General features: G+C 41.5%; 21 protein-coding genes. 7 read left to right on the top strand and 14 right to left on the bottom strand.

Translation table 11 applies throughout. The features are described 5' to 3' along the window. Window positions 1-17: 17 nt before the first annotated feature. On the bottom strand, window positions 18-1,727 hold the full coding sequence (locus tag L870_RS0111730; RefSeq protein WP_028518307.1) for a sensor histidine kinase: 1,710 nt from the start codon (window positions 1,725-1,727) through the stop codon (window positions 18-20). 5 nt (window positions 1,728-1,732) lie between these two features. Continuing rightward, entirely contained in the window at window positions 1,733-2,407 is a 675-nt protein-coding gene (locus L870_RS0111725; protein ID WP_028518306.1) for a response regulator transcription factor, read from the bottom strand. Between the two features lie 289 nt (window positions 2,408-2,696). Between L870_RS0111725 and L870_RS0111720 the strand changes: the two genes are divergently transcribed. Beyond that, window positions 2,697-5,075 carry a glycoside hydrolase family 11 protein gene (locus L870_RS0111720; protein ID WP_028518305.1) on the top strand — a complete coding sequence of 793 codons (2,379 nt, stop codon included), beginning with the start codon at window positions 2,697-2,699 and terminating at the stop codon, window positions 5,073-5,075. Between the two features lie 113 nt (window positions 5,076-5,188). Here L870_RS0111720 and L870_RS0111715 read toward each other — a convergent pair whose 3' ends face one another. Both L870_RS0111715 and L870_RS0111710 read right to left on the bottom strand, forming a co-directional pair. Then, on the bottom strand, window positions 5,189-6,709 hold the full coding sequence (locus L870_RS0111715) for a hypothetical protein (protein WP_028518304.1): 1,521 nt from the start codon (window positions 6,707-6,709) through the stop codon (window positions 5,189-5,191). A gap of 3 nt (window positions 6,710-6,712) precedes the next feature. After that, a complete protein-coding gene (locus tag L870_RS0111710; RefSeq protein ID WP_028518303.1) occupies window positions 6,713-6,955 on the bottom strand; it encodes a hypothetical protein in 243 nt (80 codons plus the stop codon). A gap of 321 nt (window positions 6,956-7,276) precedes the next feature. Here L870_RS0111710 and L870_RS0111705 point away from each other — a divergent pair, with 321 nt between their 5' ends. Both L870_RS0111705 and L870_RS0111700 read left to right on the top strand, forming a co-directional pair. After that, window positions 7,277-8,005 (top strand): ABC transporter ATP-binding protein, encoded by a 729-nt coding sequence (locus tag L870_RS0111705; RefSeq protein ID WP_028518302.1) that lies wholly within the window; start codon window positions 7,277-7,279, stop codon window positions 8,003-8,005. 12 nt (window positions 8,006-8,017) lie between these two features. Beyond that, the gene (locus L870_RS0111700) at window positions 8,018-8,944 is read left to right on the top strand and encodes a SufB/SufD family protein (protein WP_028518301.1); all 927 of its coding nucleotides are present in this window, start codon (window positions 8,018-8,020) and stop codon (window positions 8,942-8,944) included. A gap of 178 nt (window positions 8,945-9,122) precedes the next feature. Here L870_RS0111700 and tnpA read toward each other — a convergent pair whose 3' ends face one another. The 5 genes from tnpA to L870_RS0111670 form a co-directional block, all read right to left on the bottom strand. Further along, entirely contained in the window at window positions 9,123-9,572 is a 450-nt protein-coding gene (tnpA, locus tag L870_RS0111695; RefSeq protein WP_028518300.1) for an IS200/IS605 family transposase, read from the bottom strand. A gap of 174 nt (window positions 9,573-9,746) precedes the next feature. Beyond that, window positions 9,747-10,412: a nitroreductase family protein gene (locus L870_RS0111685; RefSeq protein WP_028518298.1), complete on the bottom strand. Its 666-nt coding sequence runs from the start codon at window positions 10,410-10,412 to the stop codon at window positions 9,747-9,749. A gap of 121 nt (window positions 10,413-10,533) precedes the next feature. Beyond that, window positions 10,534-11,577, bottom strand: coding sequence for a D-alanyl-D-alanine carboxypeptidase family protein (locus tag L870_RS18630; RefSeq protein WP_051411535.1), 1,044 nt, complete (start codon window positions 11,575-11,577; stop codon window positions 10,534-10,536). 194 nt (window positions 11,578-11,771) lie between these two features. Next, window positions 11,772-13,361, bottom strand: a complete 1,590-nt coding sequence (locus L870_RS19895; protein ID WP_028518297.1) for a hypothetical protein — start codon at window positions 13,359-13,361, stop codon at window positions 11,772-11,774. Next, on the bottom strand, window positions 13,354-14,061 hold the full coding sequence (locus tag L870_RS0111670) for an ABC transporter ATP-binding protein (RefSeq protein ID WP_028518296.1): 708 nt from the start codon (window positions 14,059-14,061) through the stop codon (window positions 13,354-13,356). The genes L870_RS19895 and L870_RS0111670 overlap by 8 nt, the downstream gene beginning before the upstream one ends. Before the next feature lie 185 nt (window positions 14,062-14,246). Here L870_RS0111670 and L870_RS0111665 point away from each other — a divergent pair, with 185 nt between their 5' ends. Next, window positions 14,247-14,810: a hypothetical protein gene (locus L870_RS0111665; RefSeq protein ID WP_028518295.1), complete on the top strand. Its 564-nt coding sequence runs from the start codon at window positions 14,247-14,249 to the stop codon at window positions 14,808-14,810. Window positions 14,811-14,834: 24 nt separating this feature from the next. Continuing rightward, window positions 14,835-15,542, top strand: a complete 708-nt coding sequence (locus L870_RS0111660) for a prolipoprotein diacylglyceryl transferase family protein (protein WP_028518294.1) — start codon at window positions 14,835-14,837, stop codon at window positions 15,540-15,542. Window positions 15,543-15,767: 225 nt separating this feature from the next. On the opposite strand, the gene L870_RS0111655 is transcribed toward L870_RS0111660, so the two are convergent. Then, window positions 15,768-17,183 carry a sensor domain-containing diguanylate cyclase gene (locus tag L870_RS0111655; RefSeq protein ID WP_028518293.1) on the bottom strand — a complete coding sequence of 472 codons (1,416 nt, stop codon included), beginning with the start codon at window positions 17,181-17,183 and terminating at the stop codon, window positions 15,768-15,770. A gap of 363 nt (window positions 17,184-17,546) precedes the next feature. On the opposite strand from L870_RS0111655, the gene L870_RS0111650 reads away from it, so the two are divergent. Continuing rightward, window positions 17,547-17,750 (top strand): hypothetical protein, encoded by a 204-nt coding sequence (locus tag L870_RS0111650; RefSeq protein ID WP_028518292.1) that lies wholly within the window; start codon window positions 17,547-17,549, stop codon window positions 17,748-17,750. 84 nt (window positions 17,751-17,834) lie between these two features. Here the strand turns inward: L870_RS0111650 and L870_RS0111645 are convergent, their stop codons facing one another. Further along, window positions 17,835-20,069: a hypothetical protein gene (locus L870_RS0111645; protein WP_028518291.1), complete on the bottom strand. Its 2,235-nt coding sequence runs from the start codon at window positions 20,067-20,069 to the stop codon at window positions 17,835-17,837. Further along, complete coding sequence (locus L870_RS0111640) at window positions 20,069-20,641, bottom strand: RNA polymerase sigma factor (protein ID WP_028518290.1); 573 nt, start codon at window positions 20,639-20,641, stop codon at window positions 20,069-20,071. Before L870_RS0111640 ends, L870_RS0111645 begins: the two co-directional genes overlap by 1 nt. Window positions 20,642-20,995: 354 nt before the next feature. Between L870_RS0111640 and L870_RS0111635 the strand changes: the two genes are divergently transcribed. After that, window positions 20,996-21,841 carry a Rossmann-like and DUF2520 domain-containing protein gene (locus L870_RS0111635; protein ID WP_028518289.1) on the top strand — a complete coding sequence of 282 codons (846 nt, stop codon included), beginning with the start codon at window positions 20,996-20,998 and terminating at the stop codon, window positions 21,839-21,841. 42 nt (window positions 21,842-21,883) lie between these two features. On the opposite strand, the gene L870_RS0111630 is transcribed toward L870_RS0111635, so the two are convergent. Next, entirely contained in the window at window positions 21,884-22,765 is an 882-nt protein-coding gene (locus L870_RS0111630) for a DegV family protein (protein WP_028518288.1), read from the bottom strand. A 167-nt stretch (window positions 22,766-22,932) separates the two neighbouring features. Further along, window positions 22,933-23,406: a hypothetical protein gene (locus tag L870_RS17495; protein WP_051411534.1), complete on the bottom strand. Its 474-nt coding sequence runs from the start codon at window positions 23,404-23,406 to the stop codon at window positions 22,933-22,935. Window positions 23,407-23,493 lie beyond the last annotated feature (87 nt).

Raw genomic sequence — 23,493 nt, 5'->3', positions numbered from 1 at the left:
AGCCTGTCTTTTTTATATTACATCTCTATCATGGCTTTGAATTTCTTATCCTTACAGCTGAGCTTCAATGCGAAGCCGTTCTGTACTGCGGCAGCCTCAGCAATTGATAGTCCCAGACCGCTGCTGCTCTTGTCGCTGCGAGCTTTATCGCCCTTTACAAAAGGCATTTTCAGCTCCTTCGTATCAATATTCTCGACAGTATCGTTCTCTATGACGAATTCCTTTTTGCTTACAGTTATTTTCACAGAACCGTCATTGCGAGTGTACTTCACTGCATTGGATATAAGATTATCAACGGCAAGCGAAAGGGAGTCCTCATCGGCATTTACCTCACCGCTGCCCTCAATAGAAATTTCAATTCCGCGCTCTTCAAAAGCGTCTTTGTATTTCTCTGCGCATTTCTCCGCAAGGGCTTTTATATCGACTTTCTTTTTGTTCGGTTTCTTTTTCTGTTCTGTTTCGCTGAGTTTCAGCGTCTTGGCGATTATATCATCGGTATAGGACACGTTGTTCATAATAGAACCGAGATATTGCAGTTCTTTTTCATCACCGCTGTCCTTGCGCATCTCCAGAAGGTTCTCGGCATATCCGCCTATTACCGCAAGCGGAGTTTTTAAGTCATGTGCAAGATTGTTCGTGAGGGCTCTCTGATAGTCCTCAAAGGCGTACTGAGCTTTGTTTTTGACATTTTTAGCCCAGCAGCGAAGGAATGTCAGAAGCATGACTATAATGAAGAATAACAACACTATTGTGCAGTAGAGCTTTTTCACCCAATCTACCCATACATTTACCTTGAACTCGACAAAAAGCGTGTATTTTTTACCGTCGATATTTACATGAGAATGTGAGATAAAATCGTTTATTGCATACTCATAATCGCTCTCATAGTTTTTTCCGTAATTACTCATTGTAAGATGTTCTGACAGTGCTTTGTCTATCTTTTCCTGCTCAACGCCCCATATTTCTTCAAAAGTACAACAAGGATATTCTCTTTTGCCTGAATTGAAATTATCAGCAGCAAATTCCATATACTCATATCCGCTGAGATCAGCTCCGTCGGTATTTATTACGATATCCTTTGTTTTGAGGTCATCGGCATTACCCTTTTGCAACTGTATTTTATACGGTATCATTTTGTGCTCTTTAAAATTAAAATAACCACCTGTGATATCAAAACAACTCCACTTGTCTTTTCCTGTATAATATGCATCGATATGGTCATCTATAAGTTTGTCAAGATCAGGCAGTTTTACTTCCTGCGGATCACAGTAAAACCACTTATTATTCGATGGTTCATCATTTTTTCTTACAACACACCACATTTTTACGGAGTTTGATAGCAATATGTTACCATTCTCGTCCACAACAGCACTTACAACTAAACTATCTCTGTCATTTGATGACGAAACGTAATTATAGTATTCAACTCTTCCGGATTGAACAGAAAACAGATCTACCATAGATGTCATATCCATTAACATTAAAGCATTGTTTTCTGCTCCGCCAAATTTGTCATTCGGGTCTTCACTAAACTGTATCGTATGTTCAGTTTTTTCAATAATACGTTCAAACTGAACCTCAGCCATGCTGCAAGCAATGCGTTCAATGCCCACATTAAGCACGGCTGCGCACATAAACGTCAGAAGTATCGGTATTATCATCGCCTTTGCAAACATCTTCCCTAATGTAGTGCGTTTGGGCTTGTGTTTGAAAAGTCCTTTTTTCATTTTGTTCACTCCTTTGTAAGCTTATACCCCCGTCCCACAAGAGTCTTTATCTGCGCACCTGCGCTGCCGAGGGCTTTTCTCAGTTTCTTTATGTGATTATCAACTACGCGGTCGCTGCCGAAATAATCATAGCCCCATATCCTGTCAAGGAGAGTATCACGTGTGACTACCCAGTTCTCATGCTCTAAAAGATAGCGTAATATAGCGAACTCCTTGGGTGGAAGCTCCACTTCATTATCATCTGCAAAGCATCGGAGAGTCCTTGTGTCGAGGCTAATACCGCCGCAGCTCAGCACCTTACCGTTGTCATTACTGCCTGCACGGCGGACAAGTGCCTCGCATTTGCTGTAAAGTGCAGAGAGCAAGAATGGTTTAACGATATAGTCATCGCAGCCCAGATCATATCCGTAAAGGATATCCTCTTCCCTTCCCCTTGCGGTTATAAAAATTATAGGGATATCGCTTCTCACTCTTAGCTGTCTGCACAGCGTAAAACCGTCCGTTTCGGGCAGCATTATATCAAGCAGTACAAGCTCATAGTCAAGCTCACTGTCCCTGATGATATCAAAGGCTTTGCCTCCGCTGTTTACCGCAGATACCTCCGTACCTTTATTATTAAAATAGTTTCTGATGACCTCACATATTTCGGTATCGTCCTCTATAAGCAGTATTTTCTTCATAAGATGTGCACTCCTTATTGCTTTAACTGTATTATAAAACCGCAGTGTGTCTTTTGTGTGTCCTTTTATTGTCTTTTATGTAGCTTCTTCTATTTCATTATATACACACCATGCAAAACTGTCAAATTCTTCTCCTCATCGTGTTCATAAAGAGCAAAAAACGATCAAAACATAACATTTCGGGCAAAAAATGTCTTGTAATAGCCATTTTTTTGTAATATAATAAGGTCAGAAAGTCAAAAAGGCTTTCTGACGCAGTTTCTTTTATCTGGCATAAAGGGGAAATTTTATGTCTTTTAAATCAGCACAGCGTTATGCAGCAGCTTTTACAGCAGCTGCGGTACTATTATCCTCTGCTTCGGTATTACCGCTGAATGTCCATGCAGCAATGGCAATACCAACACCAAGCAGGACATGGAATAAAGACGGCTATACATACAGCTACTGGCTACAGGACAATAAAGGCAAGGAATTTCACTTAATCGATGATCCTGACAGCTACTGCTGTGACTGGACTGATGTTGAAAACTACTACTTCAGAAAAGGCCACAGCATAGAAGCAGACAGCGATTACAACGACTATTATATGTCATATGACGTATCCGTGAAAATAGACTCCGAAAGCTTAAAGTCCGAAAGCTGTTCATATGTAGGCGCATATGGATTCATGAAAACAGCACAGGGCGATACAGAACTGTATGTTATCGAAAACAGCTTTAATTTCCATATTCCTGAAACAAAAACAGGATATAAAGAGCTCGGATCTTTCGAGGACAACGGGGCAATATATGATATGTATTTCTCTCAGATCCCTGTTGAAAGTATATACGGCTCTTACTGTATCAATCAGTATTTCAGCGTAAAACGACGAAAACAGATGTCGGCAGGTGAATCTTATCATTTATACGGCAGTATAGACCTGAAAAAACATTTCGAACAATGGGAGCGCGCAGGTCTTAAATTCGGCACACTTGACTGCTTATATTTTGATGTTGAAGCCTACAGATGCAATGGCTGTCTGACGGCACATAGCTGTACGTTTTCAGAAGCCCCCGACACTGAGTCACAGGAGAAAATTAATGTACAAAAAAATTCTCCTGTCAAAAAAGACGGTTATTATTACGAAGCAAAACCTTTCACAGGCTGTCATTACGATATTTGCTTTGATGATAAAAACAGCTTTGATCTTACATGGGATACAGACAGAGGCTTCAGTGAATTCCGCAAGACCAGACGGTTTGACGATTATCTCGATATCAACAGCGTCAGCAGTATAACTGCGGATTATGATATTGATTATTCAGACCTTGAAAAAGGCATGACGGAATTCAGTATACACGGATATATCGAGGACTCAAAAAACGAGGGTTGTCACGATGAATTCTTTATACCAATAGGCATGGTAAATTATGAGTATCCTGATGAATTCTATTCGTTCAGCACTGAATTTGATGAAGGCGGAAAACATTACGGATTATACAAAGGCCGTAAGTATTATCAGGAAAACCTTCTTGGCGTTTATCCTGAAAACCCGTACATCAATATGCAGTTCAGAAGCCTTGAAACAGACAGATCAGATAAAGAACAGGCTGAAAACAAATATAGAAGAGGAACTATAGATATAAAAAAGCATCTTGACGCTATGAACAAGGATTACTATAAAAAAGGTTCAGATGCGCCATTATACATATCAGAGCTTTCTCTGGTAGTCGGTTCAATGAGTTCCGACGGCAAGGCATATATCAAAAAATTCGATATCAATATCGGTGAATCTTTGGATACTGAACCGCCTGTTCTCGAAAGATGGGGCAATAACCATAAATTCAATGATGAAAACTTCATTTTTGAACCTGATGAAAACGGTGGCTGTTCAGTGAAATGGGATTTTGACGGCTCCAAAGGTATCCAGAAATACCGGAAAAGCAAAAAGCCGTTTACCCATGATGCTCAGATGTCGGTAAAGTACGACTTAGAGTTAAATAATGAAAATGCCGATAGTATCTGGGATGTCAGTATTCATGCAATTAATGAAGATGATTTTACCTCATACATCATAGTTGAAAATTACAGCAATAGCTTTGTAACAGACCCTTCCCTAAACCCTCCCTATTCCATGCTAAAAAACGCAAATATCATACAGACCGCCGAATTACAGGTAAACGGTAATACATATGATGCATACTGTACCCTTAATTCATTCGGCGATCTTGGAATCGGCGGGTTCTATTACTATCGCTATTGCATAATACGACGGGATAATGCGTCATCAGAAACGCCTGCAAAGATCTCAGGTGAAATAAATATTACTGACTTTATACAGGCAATTGATAAAACGGATCTCCCAAGTCATACAAAAGAGCTTACAGAAATAGGATTTTCATTCTCAACAGATAGTCAAAAGGGCTATGCAAACCTTAATGAATGCCTTTTATCATTGAACAAACCGCAGTCAACAGTTACAGGACATGATATAAAAGGTGATATAAATGATGATGGTATTATTGATATATTCGATATGATCTCCGAAAGGAAAGCTCTTATAAATGCAGTTGACGGAATATCAGAAAATAAGGCATCTGATATTGACGGCAACGGAAAGACCGGGATAAACGATCTCGTGCTCCTTTCCAGCTTCGTACTGGGAAAGACCTCCTCTTTCCCCTCTTAAAACACGCTTGACCCACCTCTCTGAATAATAGATAAGAAAGCCCCTATATGACCGAGGGGGCTTTCTTATTTATACAGCTCCCTGTTACGGGAGCTGTTTTGTTTAGTATAGTTTTACCCTACATACTTTATGTACATTTCGCTTGGCTGTACTTCGCTGTCAACAGTTATCACATTGACATCACTGTAGGTAGGTATGGAAACATGAGTATCTGCAAGTGATATGGTATCGCCTGCTCCGAGGAAAGAGTCCCCGAGATCAATATCCACAGTCTGTGTCTGACCTCTGCTGCTGATATTTACAGGCAGGCTGACGCTGTATTTCTCCCAAGCGGAATAACCGCTCATATTTGTTGGAGATACGTTCGTTGTGGTAAATGCTTCTGCGGCGACATCCGAGTCAACTATCATGAATCTGAAATATGGTGGATAAGCATATACAGTCGAAGTGTAATAAGCTTTGTGAAACAATCCAACTTTGGTATCATTATCGAGAGTAAACGTAAACTCTCTGTGATAATAATTCGGATATGGGGCTTCTTTTGACCTTTTACTTATTCCGTTTTCAAGAATATTAGTTTTCTGTATAGCAAAAGTATCGTCTTCTTTTATAAGAGCGAAGAATTCATTAATATCACTCTGGTCACCGTTCCAGTTGTCATCAACACAACCCGTGTAGTCCTGAAAACCTATGGTTATATTATCGGACATACGAATATTGCCCCAGATATCAATCATAAGCTTATACGTTCCTGCTTTTAAATCAGCAAAAGACTCACAGTAATCATACGTCATAGGTCTTGTATCTACCGGACACTGTCCAATAGTAACAGTACGGTAATCCGAATATGCAAGTCCGACCCATTGTTCATCATTTGCAGCAAAAGTACCGTTGTCAGGAATGCTTTTCTGTCCGGATAATGCCACAAACTGAGATGCAATAGCGCCCGGTTCACTAAGCAGATATAACGCAACTTCAAGGTTATTATAGGAACTGTTGAACACTCTCACAGAGTATGTGGTATTTGGTTTGACTCTCTGAGAATACGTTTTGCATCTTGTCTGTATAAATTCAGCGGTAGAACTGTAATTATGTGTTCCGCCTTTACCGTCATCACCTGCGTATAACAGCTGAGTTCCTGCAACAAAAGTATCATTGGTCGTCTGATAACAACCTTGCATAACACTCTCGGTAAACAGGTTTGTTTCGGCATCATAAGCTGTTGGGATTTCAGAACCTTCAACCAGCATAATATCGCCGACACCGGTCGGCAATACGCTGCCATTACCGATAATATGGAACAGCATTCCTATACGTGTCGTACCGGCGGTTGTGGTAAATGTTATTCCGTTAAGAACGTCCAGCCAAGCATCGCCGCCTGATATAAAAGTTCCAGCAGCACCGTTAGGTATTGAAGTTGTTTTCTGTTTAAGGTAGTTCTTTCCAAGCTTTCCTACTCCGCCTGCTGCTCCTGTTATGCTCCAGTCGAGCAAAGCTGCGCCGTCTGAACGGAAACGAAGCGGAAGTGCCCCTGTAAGCTCGCTTTCACCGAAATTCAGTTTCCTTGCGATCATATTTCTTCTTACATCATCAGACAAAGCTCCCTTATTTGCAAATAATATTTCATGCAGCATTTATCATTCTCCGTCCTCAGGGTCATATGCTTCACCTGTTGCTTGATTTACCCATTTTCCATCACCGCCGAAGCCGTAAATATTTCCTGTGCTTATCTCCCATGCAATAGTACCGTGTGAGATAAGTCTTCCGTTGACTCCGTCCTCTGCGGGAAGCTCAGTCTTTGTATCAACTGCAAGCTCTGCTATGACAAGTGATCTCTCACCGTTATAGCTCATAAATTTTTCCTTTAATATTGTAAGCATTATTCTTACCTCCTGAAAGATTTTTTGAAAGTACTTTCATAAAGGGGCTGAAAAACACATTTTTTCAACGAAAAAACATTGAATATCAAAAAAATTTTTTTTGGAAGCTGATCATGTATCAAGCGCAAGTTAGCAGCATATAACAAAGTTTTGCCGATTTTAAGCCTTTTTCAGTTCGTTTTAATGTTTCAGAGATGCAACAAAATATAGTCTGTTATTGATTTTATTTATAATAGGTGGTATAATTTATAGAGCAATAACAATGTAATTATATACTTTCAGGGCAGTATCTGCCTGATAAAAAAGAATGGAGTTCTGAAAATGCTTGAACTGAAAAATGTTTCCTTCAGCGCCGATGACAACGGTTCCAATATTGAAATAATCAGAAATATTTCCCATACTATCAGTGATAATAAATTCGTAGTCATAACAGGTCCTAACGGCGGCGGTAAATCCACACTCGCAAAGATCATTGCGGGAATAGTAAAAAATACAGACGGTCAGATCATTTTTGACGGTGTTGATATAACCGAAAAAAATATCACTGAACGTGCAAGGCTCGGTATCGGATTTGCTTTTCAGCAGCCTGTCCGCTTTAAGGGGCTGACTGTTATAGACCTGCTCAGAATAGCCGCAGGCAAAACGCTTTCCGTTTCAGATGCCTGCAACTATCTCTCTGAGGTCGGTCTTTGTGCAAAGGACTATATCGACCGTGAGATAAATGCTTCTCTTTCGGGCGGTGAGCTTAAACGTATCGAGATAGCTACAGTCCTTGCCCGTGATGTAAAGCTCGCTATATTTGACGAGCCTGAGGCAGGAATAGACCTCTGGAGCTTCAATAATCTTATCCGTATTTTTGAGAAAATGCGTCAGGAACGCAGCGGAAGAACTATCCTTGTTATCTCTCATCAGGAACGTATCCTCAATATTGCCGACGAGATAATAGTTATATCAGACGGTAATATATTAAAGTACGGCGAAAAGGATATTATCCTCCCCGAGATCACAGGCACTGAAAACGCAATCAATATCTGTCACAAAATGGCGTAAGGAGGCATGAATATGGATCAGATGGACGCAGTTCAGAAAAGACTCTTTCAGGAGGTAGCCGATCTTCACGGTATCCCCGAGGGTGCATATAACCTCCGCGCAAACGGCAAGGCATTAATGAGAAATACTACCGCTAATATCGACATACAGTCAAAAAAAGATGTAAGCGGTATTGATATACGCATAAAATCAGGCACTAAAAACGAAAGTATCCACATTCCTGTAGTACTCAGTCAGAGCGGCATCAAGGAGAACGTTTACAATGACTTCTTCGTTGGTGATGACTGCGATGTTCTTATCGTGGCAGGCTGCGGTATCGACAACTGCGGCTCTCAGGACTCAGAGCATGATGGTATACACCGTTTCTTCATAGGTAAGAATTCAAAGGTGCGCTACGTTGAAAAGCATTACGGCTCAGGTGACGGAAGCGGTAAGCGTATCCTCAATCCTGTAACGGAAGTCCACATGGACGAGGGCAGCACTATGGAAATGGAAATGGTGCAGATCAAGGGCGTTGACTCTACAAAGCGCACTACCATCGCAGAGCTCAAAGCAGATGCAAAGCTTTTAGTCCGCGAAAGACTTATGACTCACGGTCAGCAGCAGGCTTACAGTATATATAAGGTTGACCTTAACGGTGACGGCTCAAGCGCCGATGTAGTTTCACGTTCAGTTGCACGTGATAACTCATACCAGAAGCTCGATCTGTGCATAAACGGCAGTGCAGCTTGCAGCGGTCATACAGAGTGCGACTCGATCATCATGGACAATGGCAGAATACTTGCAGTTCCCTCTCTTGAAGCAAACAGCGTTGACGCAGCTCTCGTTCACGAGGCTGCTATCGGTAAGATCGCAGGCGAACAGCTCATAAAGCTCATGACTCTCGGTCTTACAGAGGCAGAAGCCGAGGAACAGATAATCAACGGATTCTTGAAGTAAAATAACAAGCCATAGTGAAATTGCTATGGCTTTTTCCATTACATACAATAAGCATCCCCCGGCAAAGCCGGGGGTTTTTCCTTAAACGCCCCATAGGGGCTCAGAATACAAGCCACGCCTGAAAAGGCGTAACAACACGGACGCACGCGGCTACGTTCTTCTGCGTATTTCTTACTGCTTACTCGCTATATGGATTTGTATTGTCCAGTGTTAATTGACCTGCTATTCTATCATCTTCTAATTGTTTCCTGATATAATCGGCTATTGCAGCTGTGTTCTTCCCAGCCGTATCAACATAATATCCTCGACACCAAAACGATCTGTTTCGATACTTATACTTCATATTTCCCCACTTATTGTATATCATTATACTGCTTTTCCCTTTTAGATATCCCATAAATGAAGATACTGCATTCTTTGGCGGTATTTCCACCAGCATATGTATATGGTCTGGACAAGCTTCTGCTTCAAGCAGATTTGCTCTATACCAATTACATAACTGCCTTAATATTTGTCCTATTTCATACCTCTTTTCTCCATAAAACACTTTTCTACGATATTTAGGCGCAAATACTATATGATACTTGCAATTCCATTTTGAATGTGATAAACTATACTTGTCATTCACTTTATAATGACCTCCTTTTGATTCTTCTTGCAGTTGGTAGCCGCAAGTTTATTATAATCAAAAGGAGTTTTTATTTCAAGACTTATAGCTGTAAGCTCTTTTGAACCCCCGGCCGAGCCGGGGGTTTTCTGATTACAAGAAAAAGGGCGGATATATCCGCCCTTGCTTTTTAAGTCATGCACGACATTTATGTCCCGAAGCAGCTTCAAAATTGTACTTTACTATACCAAGGTCAATTTTTGTCATCATGCCTTTTTTAGTTGTAATGACTGCTTCGTCGTTTTCAAGAGTTATAAAGAATTTCTGCTGATTAAGTGCAGTAGGTGCCATCATAGCTGCAACGAGACCGTTTCTGAACCACGGCTGCATCTCATCGCCTCTGATATCGCAGAGCTTCTCTACAGGCTTTGAACGATGCTTTGTTCCCTCATTTGCACCGTAACCGATCGCTATAACGCATACGCGCTTCTCATCGTCGGGGATCTCAGCTCTGATCTTACTCTTGCCGTATGTGCCTGCTACCCAGCAGGTATTGAGTCCCAGCTGCTGTGCTGCAAGTACGATCTTTTCGCCATAATAGCCGCAGCGTTCATCGAGGTCTTCTATTGATTTCTTTCCTGCAAGAACTATGTAATTCCGCGCATTCTCGAATTTTCCTACATGAGCAAGAAAGGTGTTAAAGCATTCAGGATCGTCATATACTATCTGAAAATCCAGCTCGCCTTCTTCGTTGCATTCTTTGATTAGTTTGTCGATTTCCTGCCTGAGATCATCTGCTATAGGTTTATTGATAAATTGTCTTACACTGTGTCGTGATTTGATTGCTTCTTTTATATCCATAATACACCTCGTTCCTGCAAAATTGCAGCTTTTTTATTATTCTACCACATTTAACTGTAAAATGCAATAGATTTTAGATAATATTACGGAAATAAATTCAAAAATTTCGCAATAAATCGCCTCAGAGCAGCTGATCTATCATATCAAGGGTATAAACGTATCTGTCATCGTCTGTATTGCAGCCCACAACTACCGATATATATTTTTCACCGCGAATTTCAAAGGCTGATATAAGACAGCTTCCTGCATTCTGAGTAGTTCCCGTCTTTACGCCTATGGCATTTTCACAGTAGTAATTACCGCTCGGGTCAAGGAGCTGATTTGAATTCTGCCATGTGAATACCTTGCCTTCCTTTGAGTAGACTGTCTTTTCGGGAATTCCGACTATTTCACGCAGTTCATCTACTGTAAGCACATAATCCGCAAGGATCAGAAGGTCTGAAACTGTAGTATACTGATCATAAGTGTCCCAGCCATCTGGAGTTAAAAAGGAGCTTTGCTCAATGCCTATTTGCTCTGCAAACTGCTTCATAAGTCCGCAGAAGCAGTTTACAGCTTCGACATCGTTAAGGTCTGCATCGGGAAAGACCTTTCTTGCCACCGAAACTGCCACCGTATGTGCTGCGTCATTTCCAGAAGCAAGGAGCATACCTGTTATCAGATCACGGAGAGTAAGGCTGTCCCCTGCCTCAAGTCCTGCAATGCTTGAATTTGCATTTACGTATGCAAGCTCAGAACCTGCTGTGAACACATCATCTGCATCTGCATATTTAAGCGCGACCGCCGCTGTAAGCAATTTTGTAAGGCTTGCGGGAGCTGTTTCTTCATATATATTATCGCTGTACAGGATCTTTCTTTTTCTCACGGAATATATAACAGCAGCCTTGCAGTACGGCAGGTCATCTGTATCAAATTCGACAGACTTGTCCGATACGGTCTGCTGTTCGTTTTCTAATGCCGATTCAGCAGGCTCTGAGACCTCCGCGATCTTCGTGACCTCTGTTACCTCAGCAGCAGCTTTGTACTCCTTTCCCGCAGTCTGCGGCTTATCGTCATTTTTCAGCGAAAAAATTACAATAAGCAGTATATCCGCAAGAAGTATCAGAACAAGCGCTATGAGGAGCTTTTTCCTGTGTTCCTTTATCCAGTCGGTTATTTTTGTCAAAAGCATCCGCCTTTCTTAATGATGATTCAATATTCACTCAATACTTTCCTAATACAATAATCGTTTTCTTGTTTTGAAAACAGACACAGCCATATGACAGTACCCGTTTATATATTTGAAATATCATCGCTGATATTTCAGTATTCCGCATAAAAGCAGACCCGAAAAAGCTTTTTGGGTCTGCTTTCTTAATATCAGCTGTGTATCCTGAAGGTCTTTGGTGCGAATTTATATACCAGCAGGCAGGCTGCCGCGATATACAATACACAGAATACTATTGTGAGAACTCCGAAAAGAAGTGCCGGGACTTTTACATATATCATCCAGTAGCATACAAGATAAGTTACCGTAGTAATGATACGGTATGTACCGTTTTTCACCTCTGTACCTGCGTTATATGGCTGGAGAAGGTAGTATATCGTAAGGTAATGCACCGAGAAGAATATGCTGAGTGCACACATGGATACGAAGATCACGCCGTATGTTACGGGATTGTCAGAACCTCCCGATATGAACAGAAGCAATGCCAGACCAATTCCGCCCACTGCTGCGGGAAGCAGGTTTACTTTTATTATCTCTCTCAGTCTTATACGGAAAAGTGTCAGTATTGACTTTGGCTGCTTATAGAAAGGATATGTTAGCAGACTGTGGTCGCAGTTTACGAAAAGTGCCTGTGTGAACTGCATTCCACGGTTAACAGCGTACATTACGAATACAAAATACGGCAGTGATCTGCTGATAAGATTGTTGAGCTCAGCCGCTTCCTTAGGCATGAAAATGCATACGGCACACATAACTGTTAGCAGCAGCGCCAGTACCACTGTTATCTTAACCGAGCTTCCCCAGAGTATCTTTTTATGACGCTTTACAAAAAGCTCGTTGAGGTATTCAAATCCGCTCTTGTCACTTGTAATACCTGTGTCAGCACTGATATTCTTCTGTGTATTCTTACGAAAATTCTGCCTTTGCGCTGCCTTGATATCCATTTGCGACACGAATTCCGCATTGAGTATCTCCTTGTTAAGTGCGCGGTAGTCTTTAAACCTTATTATATACGGCAGAGCAATGACTGCTCCGACAATGAATGCGGCAATAATGCCATAGGATACATAGAGCGGTATCATATAGCCGAATACGGCAATTGCATAAAGTCCTACGATCCCCACAACACCGAGAATAAGCGAAGCGACATTAAGCTTGACTTTTGTTGCAAGCTTCTTACCCTTTTTGAAGCGCAGCATCTCCAGAGGACAGACTGCCGTCTTTGCACAAACACCGAATACAGCGAGGAGCAGACAATGCCAAGCCTTCATGCCGTGATCCAGTCCAAACAGCAGCGCAGCAGCTGCAAAGCCGATAAAGTGCCTTAAAATACTGAAAAAGTAGTTTACAAGAGTGTATTTTTTTGCCTCCATGCCAAGCTGTATCATTGCATAGTATTTATGCTTCTCGGGAGTAAACATATAATTATTTATAAATGCTCCCAAAATGGTGAGCGGCACAAGAAGATGCATGAAAAAGCGCGGTGTATCTGCCCTGCTTATCTCAAACATACCGCACCATATAACGACACAGAAGAACAGATATGCTATTTTGAAGGCAAACATGGAGAAAAATGCCCAGAGAATTGATATCACATAGGCAAATACCTTAAAGCCAGCCATGCTGTAGACATCAGGCGGAAAAAGCTTCTTTACCAGCGGTATCTGTCTGAAAGCGTGCAGTATCGAATTTACACGGTATGTATTTTTCAGCTTGAAGGATATCCAAAGAGTTTTAAGCATTGTTATCCTCCCTGAGTGCAGCGATTATCTTTTCCTTGAATTCGTTATTGTCAAGGTCGGACTTGTATACGGGCTCAAGCACACCGTGATTGAGAAGAACTATCTCATCGCACAGGTCAAGTGCAAGGTCCATTATATGTGTGGAAAGAATTGTTATCTTATTGTCTTTAAGTGAACGAAGGAGCTGTTTCATCTCCTCGGCAACTACTACGTCAAGAGATGTGAGCGGCTCATCAAGCAGAAGTATATTCGGCTGTGCTATAAAGTTTATGAGCATCTGCATCTTATTCTTCATACCGTGAGAATAGTCCTTCAGAAGCTTGTCGCGGTCGATGCGGTCGATACCCATATAGTCGAAATAAACATCAAGGGGCTTGAGGTCATGTATCTTGTCGGAATGTATCTCGGTGAAGAATTTCAGGAATTCCCTTCCCGTAAGAAATTCGGGGACTGTAGGAGTTGAAAGCACATATCCTATATCTTCGGGAATGAGTTCCCTGCCTCCGGTATCGGTAAGAAGCGTATATTTTCCCGAATCTGCTGAAATATCACCGTTTATACAGTTAAAAAACGTAGTCTTTCCTGCTCCGTTCCTTCCGAGAAGCCCGTATATCTTGCCTGATTCAAAGGTGAATGTTATATCTCTTAGTACCTGTTTATCATCAAATTTTTTTGATAGATTTTCAATAGAAAAACGCATATTAAAGCCTCCGTATATTTATGATCTTCACAGACCCCTAACATAAATTATAGCAGTTTGTTTCACGTTAGTCAATAAGAAAAACTGATTACAAATGTCACTGAATAAATTATTTTTGTCATCTTGAAAAAATACAAGAGATAATGTAAAATATAATCAATGAAAGCCAAAGGGGAGGCATTATTATGAGAATACACTTTTATGAGGTAAAAAACTGCACATACGATATGGTTCAGGGAATACCTTCAATATTCGCTCCCGAGGGAGTTGACCCTGAGGTATTGCAGAGACATTTCTTCACACAGACCCTTGACGGAAGATGGTTCCACTATCTTACACGCGAGGAATACTATTATCTCATGTCCTTCAGCGGCAGTGATGAGGTAGTTTTCAGCTTCGACAAGCCGATTTCCAATTATTATCCGCCAAATTATATGCCATATGCGCAGAACAATGCTCAGGACGAGAACAAAGCCAATACAATGTGCGGATTATCCTTGGGACTTATAGGTCTGGGCTTTATGGGAGCTTATGTATTGCCCTTCTTAACATTTCCCTGCTGGATAGCTGCTCTTGTTCTTATGATAATAGTCCGCGTGAATTATCCGCATAATACATTCGGAAAAGTTCTTATGATAATTTACATCATATTCGGCGTACTTTTCATTATCGGAGTAATGATGGTGCTGGCAGCCTGCGGAGCCTTAACAGGAGAATTTCTGGACAGCTGCCACAATATCCCCGGATAATGCGGCATTGGAGATGATAAGGATATGACTTTACACATTGACACTGACTGGGGAAAAATTCCCCCTTATGCAATAATGATAATGCTGTCATTTGCAGCAGGTATAGGTACGATGTTCTTTCTGAACATCAGGAGCGGAGTCAAAAAGCATATGGCAGGATATCTTTCCCTGCTCGCCCCCTTTATGAGTATATTCTTCGGGCTGCTGCTCACTTATATAACTACTTTCGGAAAGGGCATGGGACTTTCCTCAATAGGCGGACTTTTCGGTATGTTTGCTGCCGTTGTGACTATAGCTCTTATAGGCAGAGACCGCCGCGAGTTCAGGACTATGCTCACAAGCTGCACTCTCGTTGTGCCGCTGATGTACAGCATATCAAAAATAGGCTGTCTGTGCGCAGGCTGCTGCCGCGGCATTGCCTATCATGGTCCTTTCTGTATCGAATATACAGGCAGGCATACGGGTAATATATGTGTTTTTCCCGTTCAGCTTACGGAAACTATCCTGTTCTTCGTTATCTTCGCTGTCGGACTGATTCTCTATTTGAAGGGAAACAAAAACACAGAGCTTTTCGTAATTATCGCATCTGTACTCGGCAAGGGCGGACTTGATTTTCTCCGCGCTTCTCACACGGATAAGATAATCACACTAAATCAGGTATTATGTATTGTTATTGCAGCCGTTGGAATTGCAGAATATAAATACTTTAAAAAGTTGAGAGTTGAGAATTGAGAATGTAAGGGAACGCCTCTGACCTAACCGGTACGTCCCCTCTGTCGCTACGCGACATCTCCCCATTTTATGGGGAGTAACCCTGCCAAAGGAACACAGTCCCTTTGGAATCCCATTCATACGATCAGCAAGTTATTTGTAGAGTCGTGAAAAAATAGCCCCGAAGCATTTCAAGTGCCTCGGGGCTTGACTTTCATATAAACACCACTCTCATAAAGGGAATTTTCATCTGCGCCTTCGCTCGGGATATTTGCCGTAATAGCGTTTTTTATCCTCGTACATTCTCTCATCTGCCGTTCTCATGGCTGCACGGATATCGCCGCCATTGTCGTCACAGTACAGACCAAGTGCAAAGCTGATATTTTCGGGATCCTCAGAGTCTTTCCTGAGCTTTTCCACACGCTCTTTAAGAACTTCTTCACCCACATCAACGGCTATAAGCATGAATTCATCTCCGCCTGCACGGTATATCTCACATTCCGGGAAAGTCTCCTTCAACAGAGCAGCCGCCCCTTTCAGGAGCTTGTCTCCCTCCACATGGCCTTCTTCATCATTTTTCTGCTTCAGTCCGTTCAGGTCTGCAAAAATGATACCGAAGCACTTAGGTGAAGGCACTCTTCCCGAAGTAATATTGAAAATACGGTTGTTCATGGCGTTACGGTTATATATACCCGTAAGAAGATCTACCGAGCTTAATATCTCAAGCTTGTTGAGAAGCTGATAATTGGCTATCTCGGAAGCTATGAAGTAAGAGGTTATCTCAAGGGTATCCTTGATCTTTGAAGTCTGTTCGGTATCAAAATTCACCGCCCATATATAACCGAGGACCTCATTATTATGTTTAAGCGGGAACAATACTACACTGTTTACCTCAGCTTCAACAAGGGAATCATACCATACAGGGTTTCTTTCCTTTAAGACCTGCATATCCTTTTCACCCTGCACTATAAGACATGAACTGCCTGCAATAGTGTTTTTCCATGATTCAACAACATCAAAAAAGCCTTCTTCGATGTAATAATTCATACGCTTTGTTCTGGTTTCGTCGAAATAAGCCTCCGCAAGTACGGAGCATTTTCTTTCTTTGAAATCAGTCAGCAGTATACAGCACTGATCTGCGCCGCAAAGCTCTCTGATATCGTTTATTATCTCATTCATAGTCTCAGGGAAGTTATCGGTGCTCCTGAGCTTTATACAGGTCTTGATAACGGCAGCCGATGTTTCTGCCGAGGTATTCGCCATCATATCTGCATCTCCCTTGAGAGTGAGCTCCTGAGAATATGAGCAGTAGCCCATATTCGGATCATCTGACGCAAGCGGCATCATTACCATATTGATCCAGAAATCATACCTCTCCGGGTGTATATATGTATGCATGATCTTCTTCTTGATAGCAGAATTATAACATGAATCCTCGAAATTCAGGTCTTTCGGGATATATTTTTCATATAGGCTGTTTGGTACGAATTTGTTGTCAAGCATTGATGAAGATGATACATGGTGCGGATCCTCTATTGACTGAATATAAGCCTTGTTGCCTGCAACTATCCTTATTTCGCCGTATCCGCCGTCTTTAAGCTTTTCTACGGAAATAATGCAGGTCATTGGCTCAAATTTTTCGACATACTCTTGAAAGTCCATAATAACTCCTTTCAAAAAAAGTCAGAATAAAATACTTCTGTGATTATGTTATATTATATCACATTTATTTCAAAATGTCCAGTGAATTTTATTTGAATATGCCAAGACAATATGTGATTCAAGTAACAGCTTAAACAATAAAACGAAGTTCACAGCACAAGACATAAAAAAATAATATATATCATCAGTATAATAATTACATAATTCCGACTATCGGAAAAGGCTGCATTTTTCATTGTAATAAATGCACAATGATATCTGAAAAAATTCGTCGTATTTACGATTGAAGGCAGCTCTTCAATGTGGTATAATTTAAGTAACATATTACAGGAAGTCAAATTCAATCTAAAGGAGGAGTGTGAAATGCAAACAATTCTTATAGTCGGAGTAGTCCTGCTCGTGCTGTTGATCCTTGTTTCGATGTTTTTCATACACAAGAGCAAGCAAAGAGCTGACGAAGCTTATTTCAGTGAGCAGATAAGAAGAAATCAGGAGCGTCAGAAACAGACCGAAGAAGCCGAACGTCAGAGACGTATGATGCAGCGTGAACGTGTAAGCAAAAACTGATGTTATATGAAAGACCGCTTTATTAAGCGGTCTTTTTCGGTATATATGCAAAAATGCCGTCCTCAGAAGAGGACGGCAAATGCTTTATTCGGCTATAATATCTGCTATTTCCTGTGCAAGATTCGGATCATCGCATGAGAACCATAAGCTCTTTGATAAGAAGTAATATGGCACCTCTTTATCGACTAAATTATAATTAAAACGGTATGTTCCATCCTCATTTCTGCTTGGTCCCATATCATTTAATTCATATCCGTATACGTCGAAATTAATAGTTGTTTTTTCGTCTCCGCTCTGCACCCGCATCTCTATAAAGTTATCAACTGTTCGGGTGGTAAACGCTGCACTTCCGTTTTGTTCGGAAGGATCTGTGTCAAAAGTGAATATCTCCCATTCCTTACTTTCAAGAAGAGCAGTTATTTTCATGATCTTATCGAATGACAAATAATTTGTGTAATAAACAAACTGAAAAACTTCGTCTGAAACTTCACCATACTGATTTTTAACTTTTTCATATAAGTCTATCTGACTATACGGAGCATCTTCATTATTGATACGGCAGCCCCAGTTTCCGTCTTTCAGGAACGAGAAACTGATAACTCCATCTTCTGTATCCTCACCTGACAGATAAGCCTTTATCTTCTTTACCAATTCTGTATCATATGCTTTATATACCTCACCTGACTTTGAAGGAATGATCTCTCCTGCTTCATTCTTATTATATTCGCAAAATTCGACTAATGTATACTCAGGAAGAGTCTGCAGGCTGACATACTGATGCATTTTAGAATCTTCACTGTAAAGAATCACGCTGTCGGAAGCATTGCTGTCATCTATATCTGAGAAATATTCATTCATGCTTTCCATTTCCCATTTGCAGGAGTTTAATATGCCATACAATGCTTCTTTGTCATTATCCGAAAGGTATATATCTGTATCGCCTTTTACCTTCCAGTTGAAGCCGGCATAATTATTTTTCATAGCTGTTTCCGAAGCAAATTCATCACCGAGTATCTCTCTTATCCTGCCTGCGATCTCATCGTAATCTATATCGTAGATCTTGATATCGTCTCTTGCATGTCCTTCATCTGTACACCTGTAATAGTAGTAATCGCCTATATTACTTCCGTTATTAATCGTTTCCACATGGAATGAATCATAGACCAGAATATTTGAATCCCTGTGGAGAGTGATATAAGCAAGTTCATCACCATTGAGGTATACAAAATCAAGTTTGTCCAATGACTGGAACTGGAACGGCATATCCTCAATAAACGGATCTCTGTCCTTCTTTTTCAGCTCCAGACTGTTAAAGAGTTCTCCGATCTGCTCACGCTTTTCTGAAGGTATTTCCTTGCCCTTAGATACATACGCAAGATAGTCTCCGTCTGTAGTTACACTAATGTTTGTATGATAATCACTTGATACAGTGATCTCACGTCCAAAGAAATCATCGAACGGTACAGTTTCCTCAATTGCCTCTGTTGTTGGCTGCTTGGTTTCAGTGCCGAGTATTCCTTCAATAGTGGACTTGAAAAGATCATAGTCTATTTTCCATGTATTTATGGAATAATCCTGTGCTGCCGCAACAAGTCTGCCGTCCTCGTCGGTATACTTACAGCAGCTGTATCGCAGTATACCCGTACCGTCTAACTCCTGTATATCTATACTTCTGATCTCGTTTCCGCTTTCATAGACAAAAGACGGTGCATTTTTAAAATCATCACTGGCAGCTTCTTCGTTATCAGCCTCTTTCAGCGACTGATTGATAGCAGATAATAAAACATCAGCGTCGGATATCTCTTCATAGTCGTAGTTATTCAGGAATCCGGCGATCTGTTCACGCTGCTCCTGGGTTATATCCATGCCTCTGTAAAAATACACCTTGCCTTCTTCATCTGTCTCATTATCAATATATATTGTCTTTGGCTCTGAATTATAATGACAAAGCTGATACTCAAGCTCCGCAAAGTCACCGAAGGGAGCTGTCTTTTTGCTGGTATCGGTCACAGCCGATCCGCCGTTACTGAACTGTCTGTATGCATATGCACCGCCGCCCAATCCGCCAACTATCAGTACAGCGGCTGCTGCGATACTGAGAAATTTCTGCCACTTGGGACGTTTATATACTTCAACGCCGCTGACAGTCTGTTCTGCTGTTTTTTCTGTCTGGTTTGATCTGTATTTGAATTTTCTTTCGCTCATACTGAACACCTTCTCCTTTTCCTTTTCATCGCGGGGAGGATATTCAGCTGTAAGCCTGTCTATTACGCTCTGTTCTGCATTTTCAAGAACATCGAGCTCGTTTCTTTCTATCATTAACTCACCTTCCCTTCACCAATATCCGAAAGCACATCTCTCAGCCTCTTCAATACACGGCTCAGCCTTTTTCTTACTGCATCTGCTTTCATTCCGACCATATCTGCTATTTCGTAAGACGATTTTCCGTAATAATACTTCTGCATGATTATGGTAGAATCAGGTTCGCCGAGAGAATTTACCGCATCAAGAACTTCGTGGGCAGTTTCAGTCCTTTCCGTGATCTCATCGACTCTCTCCGAGGACGCAAGCTGCAATGCATCGTCGCCGTCAATTGATACCGTATCCGCTTTTCTTGCATTAAGCCTGCGGAACATATCTATTGAACGCCTTTTTGATATAGTTGCAACATAGCCCTTTACGTCACCGCTGTACTCCCTGTTTGGGTCGTACTTCAAAAAAATATCCGAGAAAACATCACTGACACATTCGTCTATATCCTCCCTCGAAGCAAAGCTTCGCAGGCGGTTGAAAACTATAGTATAAACGTAATTGTAATACTCGTCAAAAATCAGTCGGTGTGCCTTGTCAGGACTGCTTTTAAGAAGCTTGCGCAAATTCTCGTCGGTCATATGATCCCTCCCCGCTTTTTGGATTTATTCTAAAAGCTGTTCAAATGCATTTGTCACGCTCTGTAATATACACTCGCAGTCTGAAAACTACTGTGACGCATTATAAAAAATTTTTTCGGTTATATTTTATCACAAAACATCGGATAAAACAACACCTGTGCTAAAAACAGCCTGTATTTTCTTATCAAAATGCACAAAAATAAAACTGACCTTATGTCATGGAATATAATACAACTTCAAATCAGTGCGTACAAGTTGATTTTTTGCAGATTTTTAGCACAAATTATTGTATGTACAGCACAATCGTGATATAATTAGTATAGTAACAATATTGGGTTACAGGAGGATATTAAAATGAAAATTGGTTTTATTGGTGCCGGTAAAGTCGGGTTCTCACTCGGAAGATACTTTACCGAAAACGGACTTACAGTGTCCGGGTATTACAGCCGTAATATCCAGTCACGAACCGAAGCTTCACGCTTCACGCAAACACACGCTTTTGACGATCTTGACTCACTTTTAAGCAGCTGTGATACGGTATTCATTACCGTTCCCGACAATGCTATCCGAGAGGTGTACGAACAAATAAGAGACCTTGGTATAGCAGGCAAGCAGATTTGCCATTGCAGCGGCGCAATGTCTGCACTTGAGGCTTTTCCCGATATCGCAAGATATGGTGCCAGCGGCTGCTCTATCCACCCGCTTTTCCCTGTCAGCAGCAAATACGACTCATACAGAGAGTTTCGCCATGCATTTTTCTGCTTAGAGGGCAGCGAAGCTCATGTTATGCAGTGGAAAAAGATATTTGAGGATATGGGCAATCCGGTAAGAGTTATCTCGAGCAGTCACAAGCATGAGTACCATGCAGCCTGTGCTGTATCAAGCAATCTCGTTTGCGCACTGGCTGAGGAGAGCATTGACCTTCTGAAAAAATGCGGCTTCAGCGAGAACGAAGCACTGGCAGCTCTACAGCCCCTTGTAATGAGCAATATCCGTCACATCTTCAAGGTAGGACCTGCGGAGGCTCTTACAGGTCCTATTGAGCGCAACGACGTTCAGACAGTCCAGAAGCATATCGAATGTCTGAACAAGGAAAACGACAAATCAATGTACAAGGCAGTTTCACGCAAGCTTGTTGAGGTGGCTCAGAAAAGGCACCCCGACAGCGACTACAGAAAGATGAACAGGGTTCTTCTCTGAACTCAAAAGCCTGAGAGCAGTTAAAACGCTCTCAGGCTTTTTTCAGTCTGTTTTTAATGTACGCACAGTCGTTCCGACTGCTACTCCCTGTGTGTTTGTTCCCACGTGACAGGCGATACTGCATGCAAGAGGACGGTATGTTACCTTGTATCCTGCAAACTCAGCCTTTACCTTGTCAAACCACTGTTTTGCAGCACGTTTGTCCTCCAGAGTGCCTGCCGCACCTATGCTGAGCTTATTCTTCGGTACGCCTGCATACTTTTCCGCAATATCCTTGTGAACGGCTTCAAGCATTTTCTGCTCTGCTCCAGCCATTCCCCTCACCTTTGCGTATGCATCAAGCTTGCCGCCCTGTATTTTAAGTATGGGCTTAAGATTGAGCACAGTTGCTATTGCCGCACCTGCCGCAGTTATTCTTCCTGTCTTTGTTATGCGCTTGAGACTGTGAAGAGTTATATATATATCATTCTGATACGCATTTTTTTCAAGTATCTCCTTTATCTCAGCTGCATTTTTACCACTGTTTGCAAGATACTTCGCATCGTAAACAGAGTCAAGGAGCGTTACGGATATACGGTGATTGTCTATTACGACCACCTTTTCGCCGTATTCCTCCGAAAGCGCCTTCGCTGTGCTGCACGAACCGCTCAAGCCGCTTGACATCGGGATATAAACAAGTTCGTCGTATCCCTCCGAAAGGATCTTATCCCACATTTCGATCAGTGCACCCGGTGAAGGCTGTGACGAAACAATATCTCTGTTCTCGTTCAGTGCCTTATAAAGTTCATCATGAGTTATCGTCACTTCCTCAAGATGATCCTTTCCGTCGATAATAACAGGCATGGGCAGAACATATATCCCGTATCTGTGTCCTTCATCAAGTGATATGCCGCTGTTAGTGTCAGTCATGACCGCAGTTTTCATTCAGTTTTCCTCGTTTCTATCAGCTTTCATACATACTCTGCAAAAAACAGAGCAAATTTCCCATAGGAGATTATATCATTATACGCTGTTTTTGTCAATAGAACAGGCTTACAGACATATAAAAAGCTTCGGACAACCGCTTTGTCCGAAGCTCTGTCACTATCATCTCACCATGAGAGCTTACTGTCCTCTATCTTTGCATCAAGAAGCTGACAGTAAATATTAACGCCTTCCTTATAATAATCGAAAGTGCCCGATACGGTTATTTCAGTATCCATTGCAGGGTAATCGTCGGGGTATTTATGATCGCCGTCAAGTACGAATTCTATTCCCTGCGAGCAGCAGGCTGTAGCATCACTTATAAGCACGGCAAAATACTCGTTTCCTGTCTGATCGTCCTTGAAGTATGAAAAAGGACCTTTCGCACGTACCTTCTGCCCCTTATAATCCTCTGGCTTTGTGACCATATCATATACCTGTGCATACACCATCTGGGAATTCAGCTGTGTCAGGTCAACGTCATATCCGCTGCTTGCAACTGCTGCTGAAGCCTTTGGTGCAGGTTCGCTCTTCTTTTCTCCGCATGAACAGATACTTGCAGTCAGAAGCAATACTGTAAATGCATATCTTTTAAAAGACATTTTTTCACTCTCCTTGTAAACTGATAATCAATTTCATATTCATTTATATTATATCACTGTAATTCCAAAAAATCAAGCGGCGGAGCA

The sequence above is a fragment of the Ruminococcus flavefaciens ATCC 19208 genome (assembly GCF_000518765.1).
Taxonomy (GTDB): Bacteria; Bacillota; Clostridia; order Oscillospirales; family Ruminococcaceae; genus Ruminococcus; species Ruminococcus flavefaciens.
This window is presented reverse-complemented; position numbering and strand designations above follow the sequence as displayed.

Excerpts from the sequence above, each read along its gene's own strand:
- L870_RS19895 (WP_028518297.1), bottom strand. The coding sequence starts at position 13,361 with ATGCTTAAAACTCTTTGGATATCCTTCAAGCTGAAAAATACATACCGT.
- L870_RS0111640 (WP_028518290.1), bottom strand. The coding sequence starts at position 20,641 with ATGACCGACGAGAATTTGCGCAAGCTTCTTAAAAGCAGTCCTGACAAG.
- L870_RS0111650 (WP_028518292.1), top strand. The coding sequence starts at position 17,547 with ATGCAAACAATTCTTATAGTCGGAGTAGTCCTGCTCGTGCTGTTGATC.
- L870_RS0111670 (WP_028518296.1), bottom strand. The coding sequence starts at position 14,061 with ATGCGTTTTTCTATTGAAAATCTATCAAAAAAATTTGATGATAAACAG.
- L870_RS0111660 (WP_028518294.1), top strand. The coding sequence starts at position 14,835 with ATGACTTTACACATTGACACTGACTGGGGAAAAATTCCCCCTTATGCA.
- L870_RS0111705 (WP_028518302.1), top strand. The coding sequence starts at position 7,277 with ATGCTTGAACTGAAAAATGTTTCCTTCAGCGCCGATGACAACGGTTCC.
- L870_RS0111730 (WP_028518307.1), bottom strand. The coding sequence starts at position 1,727 with ATGAAAAAAGGACTTTTCAAACACAAGCCCAAACGCACTACATTAGGG.
- L870_RS0111725 (WP_028518306.1), bottom strand. The coding sequence starts at position 2,407 with ATGAAGAAAATACTGCTTATAGAGGACGATACCGAAATATGTGAGGTC.
- L870_RS0111720 (WP_028518305.1), top strand. The coding sequence starts at position 2,697 with ATGTCTTTTAAATCAGCACAGCGTTATGCAGCAGCTTTTACAGCAGCT.
- L870_RS17495 (WP_051411534.1), bottom strand. The coding sequence starts at position 23,406 with ATGTCTTTTAAAAGATATGCATTTACAGTATTGCTTCTGACTGCAAGT.
- L870_RS0111645 (WP_028518291.1), bottom strand. The coding sequence starts at position 20,069 with ATGATAGAAAGAAACGAGCTCGATGTTCTTGAAAATGCAGAACAGAGC.
- L870_RS0111685 (WP_028518298.1), bottom strand. The coding sequence starts at position 10,412 with ATGGATATAAAAGAAGCAATCAAATCACGACACAGTGTAAGACAATTT.
- L870_RS0111715 (WP_028518304.1), bottom strand. The coding sequence starts at position 6,709 with ATGCTGCATGAAATATTATTTGCAAATAAGGGAGCTTTGTCTGATGAT.
- L870_RS0111635 (WP_028518289.1), top strand. The coding sequence starts at position 20,996 with ATGAAAATTGGTTTTATTGGTGCCGGTAAAGTCGGGTTCTCACTCGGA.
- L870_RS0111655 (WP_028518293.1), bottom strand. The coding sequence starts at position 17,183 with ATGGACTTTCAAGAGTATGTCGAAAAATTTGAGCCAATGACCTGCATT.
- L870_RS0111710 (WP_028518303.1), bottom strand. The coding sequence starts at position 6,955 with ATGCTTACAATATTAAAGGAAAAATTTATGAGCTATAACGGTGAGAGA.
- L870_RS0111700 (WP_028518301.1), top strand. The coding sequence starts at position 8,018 with ATGGATCAGATGGACGCAGTTCAGAAAAGACTCTTTCAGGAGGTAGCC.
- L870_RS0111630 (WP_028518288.1), bottom strand. The coding sequence starts at position 22,765 with ATGAAAACTGCGGTCATGACTGACACTAACAGCGGCATATCACTTGAT.
- L870_RS0111665 (WP_028518295.1), top strand. The coding sequence starts at position 14,247 with ATGAGAATACACTTTTATGAGGTAAAAAACTGCACATACGATATGGTT.